Source organism: Luteibacter sp. W1I16 (genome assembly GCF_050434905.1).
GTDB lineage: Bacteria > Pseudomonadota > Gammaproteobacteria > Xanthomonadales > Rhodanobacteraceae > Luteibacter.
Window position 1 is genome coordinate 878086 of record NZ_JBNDJJ010000001.1, and the last position, 16341, is coordinate 894426.

The following is a 16341-nucleotide window of genomic DNA, read 5'->3' on the forward strand; positions in this document are numbered from 1 at the left end:
AAGCACCACATACCTCAGGAGGATCGCGCGATGAAACGCGTCGTCGTCACCGGCTTCGGTGGCATCACGCCGCTCGGCCACGACTGGGCCGCTATCCAGGCGCGCCTGCGCCAGTTCCGCAACGCCGTTCGCCGCATGGGCGAGTGGGACTACTTCGACAAGCTCAACGGCCGGCTCGGCGCCCCCGTCGACGATTTCACCCTGCCCACGCACTGGTCGCGAAAGCACGTGCGTTCGATGGGCCGCGTCGCGCAGCTGGCCGTCGCCGCCAGCGAGCGCGCGTTGGCGGACGCGGGGCTGCTGCACGACGAACGTATCGCCGATGGACGCATGGGCGTCGCCTATGGCTCTTCCGGCGGAAGCATCGAACCCGCGCGCACCGTGGGCCATATGCTGGAGACCGGTTCGATGCAGGGCGTGACCGCGACCAGCTACATCCAGATGATGGCGCACACCACGGCCGTGAACGTCGGCGTGTTCTTCGGACTGAAGGGCCGCGTCATCACCACCTCGAGCGCGTGCACGTCGGGAAGCCAGGCCATCGGCTACGGTTACGAGGCCATCCAGCAGGGCAAGCAGACGCTGATGCTGTGTGGCGGCGCCGAAGAACTCTCCGGTCCCGGCGCGGCGGTGTTCGACACCCTGTTCGCCACTAGCACGCGCAACGATACGCCTGGCCTCACGCCGCGCCCGTTCGACGCCGCACGCGACGGCCTCGTGGTGGGCGAAGGCGCGACCACGCTGGTCCTCGAGGAATACGGGCACGCCGTGGCGCGTGGCGCACGGATCTATGCCGAAGTGGTCGGCTTCGGCACCAATTCCGATGGGGCGCATATCACCCAGCCCACGCGGGAGACGATGGCCGGGGCCATGCGGCTGGCGCTGGCGGACGCTGGCCTTCCGGCCACCGCCATCGGCTACGTCAGCGCGCATGGCACCGCCACCGACCGTGGCGACGTCGCCGAAAGCCACGCCACCGCCGACGTGCTCGGCGCCGGCGTGCCGATCAGCTCGATGAAAAGTTACGTGGGTCATACGTTAGGTGCCTGCGGCGCGCTGGAAGCCTGGTGGGCGATCGAAATGATGCGCGCCGGCTGGTTCGCGCCGACGATCAATCTCGACACCCCCGATCCCGAGTGCGCCGCGCTCGACTACCTCACGGGTGAAGGGCGCGACATCCGGACCGATGTCGTGATGAGCAACAACTTCGCGTTCGGCGGCATCAATACCTCGCTGATCTTCAAGGCGCACCGCTGATGCGGCGTGTCGTCGTCACCGGCATGGGAGCGGTCTCCTGCCTGGGCGCCGGCAGGCGCGTCCTGTTCGACGGCTTGCGCGCGGGCCGCTCGGGCTTCAGGCACAGGGACGATTTCGAGGCGCTGGGCATGCGTTGCCGGGTCGCCGCGCCCGCCGATATGGCCGGGCTCGAACCGCCGCCGCGCAAACTGCGCCGCTACCTGCCGCAGGCGGCCGAATTCGCCTGGCATGCCACGCGCGAAGCCCTGGCCGAGGCGACGCTGGACGAGAACCGCGTACGCGAGCGCGACGTCGGCATCGTCATGGGTGGCGCCGCCGCGCTGAGCGAGTACGAGGCCGGCCTCGACGTCTTCCATGCCAAGGGCATCTCCCGGTTGTCGCCATTCATCGTGCCGCGCAGCATGGGCAGCGCGGTGTCCGCGACGCTGGCCCAGGCGTTCGGCTTCGGAGGTCGCGGTTTCACGGTCGGTTCCGCGTGCACCAGCGCCACGCACGCGATCGGCCAGGGCATGGAATGGATCCAGCTCGGCCGCCAGGAGATCGTGGTGTGTGGCGGAGCCGAGGAACTGCACGACAAGGCCGCCATGTGCTTCGACGTGATGAACGCGCTTTCCTCCACGAGCGTGGCCGGCGACCGCGTGTCCACGCCTTACGCCGCCGACCGCGACGGCATCCTGCTCGGTGGCGGCGCCGGGGTGCTCGTGCTGGAATCGCTGGACCACGCCCTGGCGCGCGGCGCGACCATCCTCGCCGAAATGGCCGGTTACGGCGCGGCCTCCGACCCCGACGGCATGATCAGCCCCGCGGCCGACGGCATGGCGGAGGCCATGCACCAGGCCATCGACCTCGCCGGCACGCTGCCCGGCTACGTGAACACGCATGCCTGCGCCACCGTCGCCGGCGACCTCGCCGAATGGGAGGCCTTGCGCAAGGTCTTCGGTGACCGCGGGCATGCGGTGCCACCGATGTCGTCGATCAAGGGCCTGATCGGCCATGCGCCCGCCGCCGCGGGCGCGCTCGACGCCATCGCCTCGATCGCGATGATGGAACACGGCGTCCTGCTGGGAGGGGCCACGCCACGCGAGCGCGACGCGGCCTTCGCCGATGCGCCGCTGATCGAAGGCGAGTGTGTGCGGCGAATCGACAGCGTGCTGTCGAACAACTTCGGCTTCGGCGGCAGTTGCGCCGCGCTGATGATCCGCCGCTTCGACGGGGACAGTGCATGATCGACCTGTGCATCGACGCATGGCGGGCATGGGCACCGGGCGTCGACGGGCCAGCGGCGTGGGCCGCGTGGGCTGCGACGCCGCATGCCATCGTCGACCGCGGCGAGCAGCCCGCCTGCGAATTCGTACCGGCGATGCAGCGCCGCCGCCTCAGCCGGCTGGCGCGCATCGTGATGCACACCGCATGGCCCCTGTGCGGCGACGATGAACAACTGCCCTTCGTCTTCGCCTCCCGCCACGGCGAAACGACCCACACCTTCGCCATGCTCGACGAGATCGGGCGCGAGGCACCGTTGTCCCCCACGCGGTTCGGCCTGTCCGTGCACAACGCGATCGCCGGGCAATGGTCCATCCTGCGCGGCCAGCGCGGCGAATCGGTGGCCATCGCCGGTGAGGCCGACACCTTCGAACATGCCATCGTCGAAGCCGCCGCCCTGCTGGGCGAAGGCGCTGCCGCCGTGATCGTGGTCGTCGCCGAAGAACTCCCGCCGGCGGCCTACGACGGATGGATCGACGACGTGCCGTTCTCGTATACGCTGGCGCTGCGCGTTTCTCTCGCGGGCGGCGGGCCGCGCTGGCGCCTGTCCCTCGACGGGCATGCCGGCCCCGCGCCAGCCGCCGATGAGCCGCACGCCTTGCGTTTCATCCGCGCCTTGCACCATGGTGCGGCCCTCGACCACCCGTGGAAGACACGACGATGGACCTGGCAGCCGATAGCGTGAGCCGCCGCCGCGACGCGTGGGCCTGGCGCTTCGTGTTCACCGCCCTCAGCTTCGCGCTGTTCGGCGTCGGCGGTTTGCTGCTGCGCGTGCTCATCCTGCCCGTGGTCCTGCACTGGCCGGGCCCGCCCGCCGTGCGCCGGCGGCGCGCGCGGCGCACGGTCGGCCACGCCTTCTGGCTGCATGCGCAGTTCATGTACCGCACGGGCGTGGTGAATTACACGTTCGAAGGCCTGGAGAAACTCGGCCGCCCGGGCCAGATGATCGTCGCCAACCACCCCTCGTTGATCGACGTGGTCTACCTCATCGGCCACGTGCCCGAAGCCAACTGCATCGTGAAGCACAGCTTGTGGAAGAACCCCTGCATGCGCGGGCCCGTGAGCGTGGCGCAATACATCAGCAACGATGGCAGCGGCGAAATGCTCGAGCGGGCGGCCAACGTGCTGCGCGAGGGACAGACGCTGATCGTGTTCCCCGAAGGCACGCGCACCACCCCGGGCCAGTCCCCCGTGTTCCACCGCGGGGCGGCCGCCATCGCCATTCGGGGCGCGCGTGTGGTCACGCCGGTATTCATCACCGTGCGGCCCACCACGCTGACCAAGGCCGAGCCCTGGTATCGCGTTCCGCACCGCCGCGTACGCATGCACCTGCGCGTCGGAGACGACATCGCGGTGGAGGGCTTCAGTGAAGGCGCCCCCGCGCCGATAGCTTCCCGACGGCTCAACGAACACCTGCACGCACTCTACGCCAGGGAACTGAAGGCATGAACGATCTCGAGCGGGAAATCGCCCGCCTAATCATCGACACGCTCGCGCTCGAGCACCTGGGTGTCGACGACATCGCCGCGGACCAGCCGCTCTTCGGCCAGGGTCTCGGCCTGGATTCGGTCGACGCGCTGGAACTCGCGCTCGCGCTGCAAAATCGCTACGGCCTGAAGATCGCTTCCGATTCGCGCGATGCGCGGCGCCACTTCGAAACCGTGCGCAGCCTCGCACTCTATGTCCAGGCGAGCGGATCGGCATGCGCAAGCTGAGCGACCTCGTCCTGCTGATCGTCGGCGTGCTGTACCCGTTCATCGTGTACTTCGGCATGGACCACGTGTCGACGCCGGTGTTCGGCCTCATCCTCGGCGGCCTGTGGCTCGTCCGCGCCCCGGCGCTCCTGCGCCAGCCCGGCGGACGATGGATGCTCGGCATCACCCTGGTCTATTGCGCCGTGCTCGCTTTCGGCGGCGAAGAACACCTGTTGCGCTGGTACCCGAGCCTGATCTGCGCCCTGCTGCTGGCGGCCTTCGGCCTGAGCCTGAAGTACGGGCCGCCGATGATCGAGCGCATCGCGCGGGTGAGCGAACCCGACCTGCCCCCGGTAGCGGTCCGCTATACGCGCCGGGTGACCTGGGTATGGGTGGCATTCTTCGCACTCAACGGCACCGCGTCAGGCGTCCTCGCCGAATGGGGGCCGCTTTCGTGGTGGACGTTCTACAACGGCATCCTCGCCTATTCGATCATGGGAGCCCTGTTCGTCGGCGAGTGGATCCTGCGCCAGCGCCTTCGCCGCCGGATCAACAAGGCACCCATGGACGGTGCCGCCCTGCGGCTCGCCTCGCATCCGTGGGTGGCCGCGGCGGCGGGTGGCTACGCGGGCAAGCTCGGCCCGGGCATGGTCGTCGCACTCGGCGCCGCCGGACGCATGGCCTTGCTCCGCCATGGCCGCGCGGGCCTCGTCAACGAACTCGGGCAGCACGCGGCCGGTGACGATGCCCTGTCGACACCGCTGGTCTGGCGCTTCGTCGACACGCTGCCGGACCCGGCGAAGGTGGACGCCCTGCTCCGCGCCCCCTTGCCAGAGACGGCGATCGTGCTCGGCGAACAGCGCGATGGCGATACGTGGGTGATCGACCTCGAACTGCCTCTCGACCTGGCCTGCTTCGCGGAGCACTTTCCGGATGCACCCGTCCTGCCCGGCGTGCTTCAGGTCGGCTGGGCGCTCGAACTGGCTGCATCGCGGCTGGGCACGCCTCCGTCGTGCCGCGAGATGGACGGCCTCAAGTTCCAGCGGTTGTTGCGCCCGGGCGACCGCGTCCGCCTCGTCCTGCGTCACGACGCGGATCGCGGACGTCTTCATTTCGCCTACCGGGTGGGCGACGCGGCGGTTTCCTCGGCCCATCTTCGCCTGGACGGCACCGATGCCTGAGACGGCGGCCAACATGCATTGGGCAACGCAGAAAGAGCGCGGCAGCTTTCTCGGCATCAAGCTCACGGCGATCGCCGTCCGGCTGCTGGGCCGGCGCGCGGTGACACCGGTGATCCACCTGATCGTCCTGTATTTCTTCGTCACCGGCCGTGTCGCCCGGCGAAACGTACGCGATTACCAGCGGCGGCTCGTCGCGTGGAGCGGACGCGACGATCTCTTCCCGCGTTCGCGCGCCGTCTTCGCCCAGTACCTCGCCTTCGGTGAATGCATGCTGGACCGTTTCGATGTCTGGCGCGGCAAACTTCGCCTGGCTTCGGTCGACATGGACGATTCCGACGGCGTGCGCAACGCCTTGCTCGCCGGTGGGCGCGGACAACTGCTGATCTGCACGCACCTGGGCAACCTCGATGTCTGCCGTGCCATGGCCGAGATCGGCGAAGGCGTCGCGCTCAACGTCCTCATGCATCTGCCCAACGCCGCCCATTTCAACAGGCTGCTCGGCGAATCGGGCGACAAGCGCCTGCGCCTGATGCACGTGGGCGACCTGGACACCGCCGCCATGCTGGAGTTGGCGCAACGCCTCGACCGCGGCGAGTGGATCGCGATCGCGGGCGACCGTGTGCCCGAACACGGAGGCCGCGTCGTCGACGCCAGCTTCCTGGGCGCACGAACGGCTTTTCCGCAGGGCCCCTGGCTGATGGCGGCGATGCTGCGATGTCCGGTGAACCTCGTCTGTTGCCTGAAGCGTAACGGCCGTTATCGCATCCACCTGCGCCGTTTCGCCGATGCCGCTGCGTGGGAACGCGGGCGGCGCGATGAAGCCATCACGGATGCGGTGGCGCGATATGCCGCATGGCTCGGCGAGCGCTGCCTCGATGCGCCCCTTCAATGGTTCAATTTCCACGCGTACTGGCACGGTACGAACGGAGTCCCTCATGCGCGCTAGCGGCGTCCTCGCCGCCGAGATCGAAGTGACCGTTCCCTTCTTCGACGTCGATTCGATGGACGTCGTCTGGCACGGCCACTATGTGAAGTACCTCGAAATGGCGCGTTGCGCGCTGCTCGACGACCTCGGCCACAACTACAGGCGGATGAAGGAGACGGGCTACGTCTGGCCCATCATCGACCTGCAACTGCGATATGCCCGTGCCGCACGCTTCGGCCAGGTGCTGCTCGTGCGGGCGGAGCTGGTCGAATGGCAGAATCGCCTGAAGATCCACTACACGCTGAGCGATGCCGCCGGCGGCGAGCGCCTGACCCGCGCCAGCACCATCCAGGTCGCCGTGAGCCTTGCCGACGGGGAGATGCAACTGGTCTCTCCGTCCGTGTTCATCGAAGACGTCGAACGCCGCCTCGCGCGCCGCTCCGCCGGAAGCACACCATGAAGTACGCCAGCGCCACCTATGTCGAAGAAACCCGGATCGGTTTCGTCTTCCTGCGCACGCATACCTGGCAGCACCATGTGCTGCGAGTAGCCATCGACGACCTGAAACGGCTGATCGGTGAGCCCCTGCCACAGGGCGGCACCTTGCTCGACGTCGGCTGTGGCCAGGGCCGTTCGTTCCGCTTGTTACGCGATGCGTTCTTGCCCGCCCGCATCGTGGGCCTGGATGCCGACCCGCATAGCGTCGCGCTGTCGCGCGACGAAGCGGATCGCGAGGGCATCGAGGCGAAACTGATGCTGGGCGACTGTGCCAGCATCGACCTTCCCGACGAGAGCGTGGATGTCTTGTTCTGCCATCAGACGTTCCATCACCTGGTCGAACAGGAACGCGCGCTCGACGAATTCTGGCGCGTGCTGAAACCGGGCGGCCTGCTGCTCTTCGCGGAATCCACTCGCGCGTACATCGACACCTGGGTGATCCGCTGGTTCTTCCGCCACCCCATGCACGTGCAGAAGAGCGCCGGCGAGTACCTGGCGATGCTGCGCAACCGCGGCTTCGTCTTCGACGATGGCAACGTCTCGTTGCCTTATTTGTGGTGGAGCCGCTCGAAGGATTTCGGCCTTCTTGAGCGCTGGGGCATCAAGGCGCCGCCACCGCCGGGCAAGCGCGAGGAAACGCTGGTGAACGTGGCCGCACGCAAGCCCTTCGCCGACGCATGAGCGGGACGTACCTCAACGCGCTCGGCGTGGCGTGCTCGCTCGGCGCCGGCAAGGAAGCGGTCGCAGGCGCGCTCTTCGGCGCCGCGACGCATGGCCTCCGGTCCATCGAGGGTTGGGTGCCCGGGCGCACGTTGCCAATGGGCGACGTGACGGCGGGGCTGCCGCCGTTGCCAGGGGGCCTGGGGCATCGCGACACACGCAACAACCGCTTGCTGCTGCTCGCCGCCATGGAGATAGAGGGTGAAGTCCGCGCCGCGATCGCGCGCTTCGGCGCCGCGCGCATCGGCGTCGTGATCGGCACGAGCACGACCGGCATCGAGGAAGCCACCCGCGGCATCGCCACGCGCGGCGCCGAAGGCATCTGGCCCGGTGACTACCGCTACAGCGACCAGGAACTCGGAGCGCCGGCGGCCTTCCTCGCCGAATGGCTGGGCGTGGGCGGCCCTTGCTACGGCATATCCACCGCCTGCACCTCGGGTGCGCGCGCCCTGCTCAGCGCGCAGCGGCTGCTTCGCCTCGGCCTTTGCGACGCCGTGATCTGCGGCGGCGCGGACACGCTCTGCCGTCTCGCCACGAACGGGTTCCATGCACTCGAAGCCATGGCGCCCGAACGATGCCTGCCCTTCTCGCGCTCGCGCCGCGGCATCAACATCGGCGAGGCCGCCGCCGTGTTCCTGATGACGCGGGACCACGCGCCCGTCGTCCTGCTCGGCGGCGGCGCCAGTTCGGATGCGTACCACATGTCCTCGCCCGAACCCGGCGGACGTGGCGCCAGCGACGCGATGCGCCATGCGTTGTCGGCGGCAGGCATCGTTGCGGATACCATCGACTACGTGAACCTGCACGGCACCGCCACCGAACACAACGATGCGATGGAGAGCCACGCCATGGCGGCCACGTTCGGGCACGCCGTGCGCTGCTCGTCGACGAAGGCGCTGACCGGACATACGCTGGGTGCCGCGGGCGCGCTGGAGGCGGCGTTCTGCTGGCTCGCGCTCAGCGACCCGCTGCGACGCCTGCCCCCGCATACGTGGAACGACGAACCCGACCCCGCCCTGCCCGCGCTTGCCTTCACGCGCAACGGCGATGCATTGCCGGCGGGTCGCCGCCACCTGATGAGCAATTCGTTCGCGTTCGGCGGCAACAACGCGAGCCTGATCCTGGCGGACGCGACATGACACCCTGGCCCATCGACCAGTTGCTTCCGCACGCGGGCCGGATGATCCTCCTCGACCGCGTCATCGCCTGGGACGCCGAACGCATCCAGTGCGAACGTGTCGTACGGCGCGGGGATGCCTTCGTGCAGCCGGGCGGGCTGCCCGCCTGGACGGGCGTCGAACTCATGGCCCAGGCCATCGCGGCGTGGAACGGTTGCCAGGTGCTGGCCGCGGATGGCGCGGTGCGCCCCGGTTTTTTGCTGGGCACCCGCGCCTACCGCGCGGATGTCGATGTCTTTCCATGCGGCACGAAACTGACCATCGAAGCCGTGCGCAGTTTTCATGACGACGACGGCATGGGCGGATTCGCCTGCCGCATCGATGCGCCCGGCATGCATGCGTCCGCGCGGCTCACCGTCTTCAGTCCGCCCGATCCGACACCCTTCCTCGATCCACGCAACAGCCTCGATTCCAGGGGAACCCCGCCATGACCGATACCATCCTCGTCACCGGCTCGAGCCGCGGCATCGGCCGCGCGATCGCGACGAACCTCGCCGATGCCGGCTACGACCTCGTCCTGCACTGCCGCTCGCGCCGCGATGAAGCGGAGGCCGTGCTGGCGGACATCGAGGGCAAGGGACGCGCCGCGCGCATCCTCCAGTTCGATATATCCGACCGTGCCGCGTCGGCTGCAGCGCTCGAGGCCGATGTCGCCGCACATGGCGCCTACTATGGCGTGGTCTGCAATGCCGGCCTGACCCGCGATGGCGCCTTCCCCGGGCTCACCTCCGAGGACTGGGACCAGGTCTTGCGGACCAACCTCGACGGTTTCTACAACGTGCTGCATCCGCTGGTGATGCCGATGATCCGCCGGCGCGCCCCGGGGCGCATCGTCTGCATCACGTCGGTCTCGGGGTTGATCGGCAATCGCGGCCAGGTGAACTACAGCGCGTCGAAGGCGGGCGTGATCGGTGCCGCGAAGGCGTTGGCGGTGGAACTGGCCAAGCGGAAGATCACCGTCAACTGCGTGGCGCCCGGCCTGATCGACACCGACATGCTCGAACCGGACGTGCCGGTGGAGCATATCCTCAAGGCGATCCCCATGGAACGGACCGGCACGCCGGAGGAAGTAGCCGCGGCCGTGCGTTTCTTCGTGAGCCCGGAAGCCGCGTACATCACGCGGCAAGTGCTTGCGGTGAACGGCGGGCTTTGCTGAAGGTCCTGGTGGGAGAGCCTCGCCGCTGAAGCTGCGATACGGCGATACGGCGCGATAGCGCCGGTACGTTGCCGCTAAGCTAAGGCCCCATGCGCCCCCTACGCCAGCTCGCCGAGTCCGACCGCTTCGCCGATGTCGTGCGCGTGTTCCTCGCGCTCACCGGTATCGCCGCGTGGTGCACCCTCGCCGGCCCCGCCGATCTCATCGTGCCTGCCCTGCTCGGCGCCATCGCCTGCGCACTGGCCGAGACCGACGACGCATGGCGCGGACGGCTGCGCGGGCTCCTGGTCACCCTCGTGTGTTTCGCGGCGGCGGCAAGCGTCGTGAAGCTATCGATCGGCCATCCACCGTTGTTCGCCGTCCTCCTGGCGGCGGGCACCTTCGTCCTGGTGATGCTGGGCGCGGCCAGCGGCCGCTACGCCACGATCGCCACGGCCACGCTGATCCTCTCCGTGTACACGATGATCGCGTCCGACGCCTCCACCGCCGCACCCGGCGACTGGCGTGGCACCGTCGCCATCCTCGCTGGCGCGGCCTGGTATGGCCTCCTCTCCCTTCTCTGGAGCGCCATGGCGCCGCAGCGTGCCGTACGGCATGCGCTGGCCCGGCTGTTCGAATCTCTGGCGGCGCTGATGGAAGCGAAGGCGGCGCTGTTCGAACCGGTGCAAGGTCTCGATCGCGAACAGTTGGCCGTGGAGTTCTCTCGTCACAATCTGCGAACGGTGGAAGCGCTGGCGGCGACCCGCGCCGCGTTGCTCGACCGGATCGGGCGGCGCCAGCCGCGCGGCCGATCGGCCGCGCGGCTGGCCATGTTCTTCGCCGCCCAGGACATCCACGAGCGGGTCAGTTCATCGCATTACCCGTACGACGAACTGGCTGCGGCGCTCTACCACAGCGACCTCATGTTCCGCTTCGGCCGCCTGCTGCGCTTGCAGGCAGGTGCCTGCCGCGAACGCGCCGATGCCATCCGCCGCGTGGCGCCGCTGGGACCGATGGCCCTGCCGCGCGCCGCGCTGGACGACGTGCGCGACGCCATCGCCTATCGGCGCCGCAGTGACCCGCCCGGCCAGGCTCTCGACGACGCGCTGTCGGCCCTGCTCATCAACATGGAACACCTGCTCGCCGGCATCGAGGACGAGGGCAGCCTGCGTGAGGGGACGGACATCGCGCTGCACGACAGCGAGCCGGGTACCCTGGGCGACGCCCTGGCACGGGTACGTATCCGCCTCGATCGCCGCTCCATGCATTTCCGTCACGCCATACGGCTGGCGACCGGCATGCTCGCGGGCTATGGCCTCATGCTGCTCCTGCATCCGACCCACGGCTACTGGATACTGCTCACCACCCTGTTCGTTTGCCAGCCCAGCTATGGCGCGACCCGGCGCCGCACGATGCAGCGCATCGCCGGAACGACCGCGGGACTGGTCGCGGGATGGGCCATGCTCCGCCTGTTGCCGGGTGGCGACTGGCGGCTGCCCGTGCTGGTCGCCACGGGTGTGGCGTTCTTCGCCTTTCGCCTCCGGCGCTATGCGCTGGCGACGGCGGTCATCACGATGTTCGTGCTGCTCTGCTTCGACCTCGCAGGCACGGGCTACGACGCCATCGGGCCGCGATTGCTCGACACCTTGCTCGGGGCCTTCGTCGCCATCGTCGTCATCCGCTTCGTTCTGCCGGACTGGCGCGTCCGCCGGCTGGAAGACATCGCCGCCGACGCCTTGCATGCGTACGCGCGTTACCTGAAAGCCATCGCCGGGCAATATGCCACGGGCAAGGCGGACGACCTGGCCTATCGCATCGCCCGGCGCGATGCGCACGCGGCCCAGGCGGCGGTGGCGGGCAACGTGGCCGAGTTACTCGGCGAGCCCGGTCACTCACGCGAAAGGGGCGAGCGAGCGCTGCGCCTGCTCGCCGCCCTCCAGGCCGCGTTGTCCCATCTGTCCACCCTCGGCGCGCATCGCCAGGCGCTCGCCGCCGCCGACGCGGAAACCGTGGGAGCGCTCGCCCACCGTCTCGCGGCTGGGTTCGATCGTCTGGCTGAACATGTACGCGCGGGCACGGCGGCCAGCTTGCTCGGTACGCCGGACCTCGTCGCCGACGCCGCCATCGGCGCCGCCGGGCCGGTGGAAACGGTGCGCCTGGTGGATCGTCAATGCCTGCTGCTGGTTCGCGTGCACGACCGGATCGCCACGCTTCCGCCACTCTGATTGCTGCGTCGCGCCGTGGCTTGGACCGCCCCCCGCGCTACGATGGGCCGCTTTTTCCCGCTTCCTCCGGAGTTCCACGCATGCGCCCGTTTTCCCTCGGTGAAGACCTCGACCTCCTGCGCGAAAGCGTGCACGCCTTCGCCGAAAAGGAGATCGCTCCACGCGCCGACCGCATCGACCGGGAGAACGTGTTCCCCGACGACCTGTGGCGCAAGTTCGGCGACATGGGGCTTCTGGGCGTCACCGTTCCCGAGGAATACGGCGGCTCCGGCCTCGGCTTCCTCGCGCACATGATCGCGATGGAAGAGATCTCGCGCGCGTCGGCGTCGGTGGGATTGTCCTATGGCGCGCACTCCAACCTGTGCGTGCAGAACATCTACCACAACGGTAACGAAGCCCAGCGCCGCAAATACCTGCCCAAGCTCGCCAGCGGCGAATGGATCGGCGCGTTGGCCATGAGCGAACCGGGCGCGGGTTCCGATGTGGTCGGCTCGATGAGTTGCCACGCGGAACGGGTGGGCGACGTCTGGGTGGCGAACGGCACGAAGATGTGGATCACCAATGGTCCCGATGCCGATGTGCTGCTCGTCTACATGCGCACCGCGCCGCGTCCGGCCGGCAGCCGCTGCATGACCGCCTTCATCGTCGAGAAAGGCATGAAGGGGTTCACCACGGCGCAGAAGCTCGACAAGCTCGGCATGCGTGGCTCGAACACGTGCGAACTGGTGTTCGACAACTGCGAGATACCCGCGGAGAACATCGTCGGCGAAGTGAACGAAGGCGTGCGCGTGCTGATGGGCGGCCTCGACACCGAGCGCCTCGTGTTGTCCGGTGGCCCGATCGGCATCATGCAATCGGCGATGGACCTCGTGCTGCCGTACGTGCGCGAGCGCAAGCAGTTCAACGCGCCGATCGGCACGTTCGGCATGATGCAGGCCAAGGTCGCCGACATGTACACCGCGCTGCAATCCTCCCGCGGTTTCGCGTACATGGTGGCCCAGCAGTTCGACAACGGCGTGAAATCGCGCATCGATCCGGCGGCCTGCCTGCTCAACGCGTCCACGAACGCGGTGAAGGTGGCACTGGAGGCTATCCAGGCCCTGGGCGGCAACGGCTACATCAACGAGTTCCCGGCGGGCCGCCTGCTTCGCGATGCGAAGCTCTATGAGATCGGCGCGGGCACCAACGAAATCCGCCGCATGCTGATCGGCCGCGAACTCTTCCACGGCAAATCGTAAGAAACGGCGGGAGCCACCTGGGGTGGCTCCCGCCGTTTCCTTGCCTCGCTTACCAGGCCATGCGGAACGTGGCGTTCGCCGAGCGCGAATGGTCGCGATCGGCAAAACGCTGGTCGACGTTGAAGCCCAGCTGCGTGCGCGCGCTCATGTCCCAGCCCAGGGAAACTCCAGCCGTACCGGCCTGGCGCGACAGGCCGATGCCGTCGACCGGTGCCCACTGGGCGAACCCCGTGTAGCGCGCGGCGAATACTTCGCCCTTGGTGGCGAACGCGTTCTGCCAGCCGAGCTTCGCATCCAGGTGCACCGTGCCGCGCGACGTCAGCCACGTGCTCCCGGCGCGCAGGCCGAAGCCCGCCTGCCAGCGCGAGGTGGTATGGCCGTCGGCTGCCAGGCCGAAGCCTTCACCGCCATTCTCGGAGAAACCGTCGCGGTGGATGCTGGCGTACTGGACGTTGGCGAACGGCGTCAGCGTGAACGCGCCGGCCTGGCTGCGGAAACCGACTTCGCCATAGGCCGAGTTGTAGCTGCCATTCTGGTCACTACCCGCGAACGCCACCTGGTCGCCGAACTGCAGCATGCGGCGCATGTCGCCGCGGAAACTGCCGAAACCGACCTGTCCCACGCCGTACCAGTTGGCGCCGCGCGAGCCCGCGTAGAACATGCCCGCCGTCGAACGGCTGCGCTGGCGATCGAAGCTTCCATTGAGTTGGCCGTTGCTCGACATCTGCGCGACGGCGACGCCGGCGAACCCATTGAGACCCAGGCGAACGTCATGGCCGGCCAGGCCGCCATTGAGGTTGAAACCGACGTTGCCGAAGCCACCGCGGCTCAGGCCACCCTGGTTGCTCAACGACTGCGTCCAGCCACCGGTGCCCTGCTGGTCGAGGTGCGCGATGAGCGCGTCGTTGCTGGCATCGATTCCGGCAAGGGTCACGGCGGTGCCCGCGGCGTACAACTGGCCCGAAAGTGATTCGAGCGACGCCTGCGCCTGCTGCGTCGTCCTGGATTGCTGGATGCCACCGGCCGCCATCAACGTACCGTTGGCGGCGGCTCCCGCCGCGGACACGTTCTGGTTGAGCTGGTTGAACGCGCCATCGAGACGCTGGGCGGACGACGTCGCGGCCAGCGAGGACGCCATGCTGGTGGAGGCGACCTGGATGACACTGATCTGCGAGGTGTCGACCCAGACTTCCGTGGGCGTGTACTCCAGGTTCGTCGCGAGGAAGATGCCCGGGGCGAGCGTGGTCGTCGCGAACTGGTTGACGACCAGGCCAGCCGAAAGCACCTGCTGGTGAGCGGATTTCACGTAGCCACCGGTCACGCCGGCGATGTAGAACTCGCCATCGAGGTTCGCCGTGCCGCTGACGATCAGCGGCGCACCGAGCACCTGCGACACGGTCGAGGTCGAGTACAGCGTGAGGTCGCCGTTGATGTGCGTGCTGGTCGACGTGGTCTGCAAGCGCCCGCCGCTCTTCAGGGAGCCGCCGATGTCCTTGCGCGCGAGCAAGGCCGCGCCCTGTTCGACCGTCACGTTACCCGGCAGGGTACCCAGTGCGTCGATGCCCGTGCCGGCCCCGATCAGGGTGCCGCCACTGTAGGTGTTGTTCTGGCTGGCCAACGTGAGCACGCCATAGCCTTGCGTCGCGATATTGCCGCTGCCCGAGATGGCGTTGGAAAACGTGACCGCGCCCTGCACGGCCGGGTCGACCGTCACATCACCCAGGTCGACGGTGAACTGGCCCCAGTCGAGCTTGCCCGGGCCCCCGATCGCACGGCCGACATTGAGACGGCCATAGCCATAGATGGCATCCGGGCCCGGGGTGCCGAGATCGTCGGCGGTGCCCAGCAGGATCTGGCGAATCGACTGCATCGAAAGCGAGGGGAACACGCCCGCGACGACGGCGGCGCCGCCGGTCACCTGCGGGGCCGCCAGCGAGGTGCCCTCCCATACGCTGTACGTCGGCACGGTCGCCGACGAGTTGGTCGTCAGCGTGACGACGGAGCCGGGCGCGGCGAGGCAGTAGTTCTGCGCGACACCGCAGCGATTGGAATACGTGGCGATCGTGTCGGGATGGCCGCTGTCGAGGGCGACCACGGTCAGCCAGCCGGACTCCATCGCCGCGCCGCGAGCGTCGTTTATCCCGCGCAAACGCGTCGGCAGCGCGGCGACGTCGGAGGGATTCGCCTTGCCGTCGTTGCCGGCGGCGAACACCTGCAACGTGCCATGGCTCGCCGACGCATAGGCGGTCGCGAAGCTTTCGGTGGTCGATGTCGCGCTGGCGTCCCAATAAAGGCCGCCCCACGAATTGTTGACGACGCGGGCGCCGGCGGCGATGACATCGGCGTTGACCTGGCCGAGCGGGCCGGCGCCGGTCACGAGGTTGCCCGAGCCCGAACCGTCATCGGTTGGCGCCTTGTCGGCGATGATGCGCGCGGACACGATGCTCGCGGCAGGTGCGACACCACCCGCGAAAGCCTTGACCGGTGTACCGGCGGCAATCTGGGCGACAGCCGTGCCGTGACCCACCACGTCGTCCACGCTGGTGTTGTTCACCGTCGGGTCCACGTAGGTGAAGCTCTTGGCCACCCGTCCGGTCAGCGCAGGGTTCTGGGTAGCGACACCGGAATCGACGATGGCGATGGTGACATCGGCGCCCTTGGCGCCGGCGGCCTGCGCGGCCGCGGTGTTGGTCGCGCTGATCTGGACGTCGTAGGGGAACGTGACCGATGGAGGCGGAGGCGTGCCCGGCACGGTCGGGTTAACCGTGACAGGGGGCACGTTGTAGTTGGTCCCTGTCGCCCTGGTTCCACCGCCGCCACCGCCACCGCATGCGGTCAGGCCCAGACTCACGCACACAGCCAGCGCTAGCTCGCGCTGACGCAAGAAATTCATCGGATTCACGTTGTCCCCCTGAGTTGACGTCAATGTCTCGCGCCCGCAGTCCGTGGGAGCGTTAAGCGGATGTTGCCATAAGACTTTGCGAAAAACCTCATCGACCATGCAAAAAGTCGATGCCGGCTGTGACG

15 protein-coding genes are annotated in these 16341 nt (G+C 68.3%); 14 read left to right on the forward strand and 1 reads right to left on the reverse strand.

What is annotated here, in order from left to right:
* Nucleotides 1-30 precede the first annotated feature (30 nt).
* The 14 genes from QFZ41_RS03955 (at nt 31) to QFZ41_RS04020 (ending at nt 13314) form a co-directional block, all read left to right on the forward strand.
* Entirely contained in the window at nt 31-1257 is a 1227-nt protein-coding gene (locus tag QFZ41_RS03955) for a beta-ketoacyl-ACP synthase (protein WP_429197553.1), read from the forward strand.
* Nucleotides 1257-2483 carry a beta-ketoacyl-[acyl-carrier-protein] synthase family protein gene (locus QFZ41_RS03960; protein ID WP_429197554.1) on the forward strand — a complete coding sequence of 409 codons (1227 nt, stop codon included), beginning with the start codon at nt 1257-1259 and terminating at the stop codon, nt 2481-2483. The genes QFZ41_RS03955 and QFZ41_RS03960 overlap by 1 nt, the downstream gene beginning before the upstream one ends.
* Nucleotides 2480-3205 carry a beta-ketoacyl synthase chain length factor gene (locus QFZ41_RS03965; RefSeq protein WP_429197555.1) on the forward strand — a complete coding sequence of 242 codons (726 nt, stop codon included), beginning with the start codon at nt 2480-2482 and terminating at the stop codon, nt 3203-3205. The genes QFZ41_RS03960 and QFZ41_RS03965 overlap by 4 nt, the downstream gene beginning before the upstream one ends.
* Entirely contained in the window at nt 3181-3969 is a 789-nt protein-coding gene (locus tag QFZ41_RS03970) for a lysophospholipid acyltransferase family protein (RefSeq protein WP_429197556.1), read from the forward strand. Before QFZ41_RS03965 ends, QFZ41_RS03970 begins: the two co-directional genes overlap by 25 nt.
* The gene (locus QFZ41_RS03975; protein ID WP_429197557.1) at nt 3966-4235 is read left to right on the forward strand and encodes a phosphopantetheine-binding protein; all 270 of its coding nucleotides are present in this window, start codon (nt 3966-3968) and stop codon (nt 4233-4235) included. Before QFZ41_RS03970 ends, QFZ41_RS03975 begins: the two co-directional genes overlap by 4 nt.
* The gene (locus QFZ41_RS03980; RefSeq protein ID WP_429197558.1) at nt 4223-5395 is read left to right on the forward strand and encodes a hypothetical protein; all 1173 of its coding nucleotides are present in this window, start codon (nt 4223-4225) and stop codon (nt 5393-5395) included. The genes QFZ41_RS03975 and QFZ41_RS03980 overlap by 13 nt, the downstream gene beginning before the upstream one ends.
* Nucleotides 5388-6341: a glycosyl transferase gene (locus QFZ41_RS03985; RefSeq protein ID WP_429197559.1), complete on the forward strand. Its 954-nt coding sequence runs from the start codon at nt 5388-5390 to the stop codon at nt 6339-6341. The genes QFZ41_RS03980 and QFZ41_RS03985 overlap by 8 nt, the downstream gene beginning before the upstream one ends.
* On the forward strand, nt 6331-6780 hold the full coding sequence (locus QFZ41_RS03990; protein WP_429197560.1) for an acyl-CoA thioesterase: 450 nt from the start codon (nt 6331-6333) through the stop codon (nt 6778-6780). The genes QFZ41_RS03985 and QFZ41_RS03990 overlap by 11 nt, the downstream gene beginning before the upstream one ends.
* Nucleotides 6777-7499, forward strand: coding sequence for a class I SAM-dependent methyltransferase (locus tag QFZ41_RS03995; RefSeq protein ID WP_429197561.1), 723 nt, complete (start codon nt 6777-6779; stop codon nt 7497-7499). Before QFZ41_RS03990 ends, QFZ41_RS03995 begins: the two co-directional genes overlap by 4 nt.
* Entirely contained in the window at nt 7496-8677 is a 1182-nt protein-coding gene (locus QFZ41_RS04000) for a beta-ketoacyl-ACP synthase (RefSeq protein ID WP_429197562.1), read from the forward strand. Before QFZ41_RS03995 ends, QFZ41_RS04000 begins: the two co-directional genes overlap by 4 nt.
* A complete protein-coding gene (locus tag QFZ41_RS04005; RefSeq protein WP_429197563.1) occupies nt 8674-9147 on the forward strand; it encodes a 3-hydroxylacyl-ACP dehydratase in 474 nt (157 codons plus the stop codon). The genes QFZ41_RS04000 and QFZ41_RS04005 overlap by 4 nt, the downstream gene beginning before the upstream one ends.
* Nucleotides 9144-9872: a 3-oxoacyl-ACP reductase FabG gene (gene fabG / locus QFZ41_RS04010; RefSeq protein ID WP_429197564.1), complete on the forward strand. Its 729-nt coding sequence runs from the start codon at nt 9144-9146 to the stop codon at nt 9870-9872. Before QFZ41_RS04005 ends, fabG begins: the two co-directional genes overlap by 4 nt.
* A gap of 89 nt (nt 9873-9961) precedes the next feature.
* Nucleotides 9962-12076, forward strand: coding sequence for a YccS family putative transporter (gene yccS, locus QFZ41_RS04015; RefSeq protein WP_429197565.1), 2115 nt, complete (start codon nt 9962-9964; stop codon nt 12074-12076).
* Nucleotides 12077-12156: 80 nt separating this feature from the next.
* On the forward strand, nt 12157-13314 hold the full coding sequence (locus QFZ41_RS04020) for an isovaleryl-CoA dehydrogenase (RefSeq protein WP_429197566.1): 1158 nt from the start codon (nt 12157-12159) through the stop codon (nt 13312-13314).
* A 49-nt stretch (nt 13315-13363) separates the two neighbouring features.
* Here the strand turns inward: QFZ41_RS04020 and QFZ41_RS04025 are convergent, their stop codons facing one another.
* Nucleotides 13364-16207, reverse strand: a complete 2844-nt coding sequence (locus QFZ41_RS04025) for a S8 family serine peptidase (protein WP_429197567.1) — start codon at nt 16205-16207, stop codon at nt 13364-13366.
* Nucleotides 16208-16341: the final 134 nt, after the last annotated feature.

What these genes read in the sequence shown, in the direction of transcription:
- QFZ41_RS03970 (WP_429197556.1), top strand. Translation starts at nt 3,181, where the DNA reads ATGGACCTGGCAGCCGATAGCGTGAGCCGCCGCCGCGACGCGTGGGCC.
- QFZ41_RS04025 (WP_429197567.1), bottom strand. Translation starts at nt 16,207, where the DNA reads ATGAATTTCTTGCGTCAGCGCGAGCTAGCGCTGGCTGTGTGCGTGAGT.
- QFZ41_RS03990 (WP_429197560.1), top strand. Translation starts at nt 6,331, where the DNA reads ATGCGCGCTAGCGGCGTCCTCGCCGCCGAGATCGAAGTGACCGTTCCC.
- QFZ41_RS03955 (WP_429197553.1), top strand. Translation starts at nt 31, where the DNA reads ATGAAACGCGTCGTCGTCACCGGCTTCGGTGGCATCACGCCGCTCGGC.
- fabG (WP_429197564.1), top strand. Translation starts at nt 9,144, where the DNA reads ATGACCGATACCATCCTCGTCACCGGCTCGAGCCGCGGCATCGGCCGC.
- QFZ41_RS03980 (WP_429197558.1), top strand. Translation starts at nt 4,223, where the DNA reads ATGCGCAAGCTGAGCGACCTCGTCCTGCTGATCGTCGGCGTGCTGTAC.
- QFZ41_RS04000 (WP_429197562.1), top strand. Translation starts at nt 7,496, where the DNA reads ATGAGCGGGACGTACCTCAACGCGCTCGGCGTGGCGTGCTCGCTCGGC.
- QFZ41_RS04005 (WP_429197563.1), top strand. Translation starts at nt 8,674, where the DNA reads ATGACACCCTGGCCCATCGACCAGTTGCTTCCGCACGCGGGCCGGATG.
- QFZ41_RS03965 (WP_429197555.1), top strand. Translation starts at nt 2,480, where the DNA reads ATGATCGACCTGTGCATCGACGCATGGCGGGCATGGGCACCGGGCGTC.
- QFZ41_RS03975 (WP_429197557.1), top strand. Translation starts at nt 3,966, where the DNA reads ATGAACGATCTCGAGCGGGAAATCGCCCGCCTAATCATCGACACGCTC.
- QFZ41_RS03995 (WP_429197561.1), top strand. Translation starts at nt 6,777, where the DNA reads ATGAAGTACGCCAGCGCCACCTATGTCGAAGAAACCCGGATCGGTTTC.
- QFZ41_RS04020 (WP_429197566.1), top strand. Translation starts at nt 12,157, where the DNA reads ATGCGCCCGTTTTCCCTCGGTGAAGACCTCGACCTCCTGCGCGAAAGC.
- yccS (WP_429197565.1), top strand. Translation starts at nt 9,962, where the DNA reads ATGCGCCCCCTACGCCAGCTCGCCGAGTCCGACCGCTTCGCCGATGTC.
- QFZ41_RS03960 (WP_429197554.1), top strand. Translation starts at nt 1,257, where the DNA reads ATGCGGCGTGTCGTCGTCACCGGCATGGGAGCGGTCTCCTGCCTGGGC.
- QFZ41_RS03985 (WP_429197559.1), top strand. Translation starts at nt 5,388, where the DNA reads ATGCCTGAGACGGCGGCCAACATGCATTGGGCAACGCAGAAAGAGCGC.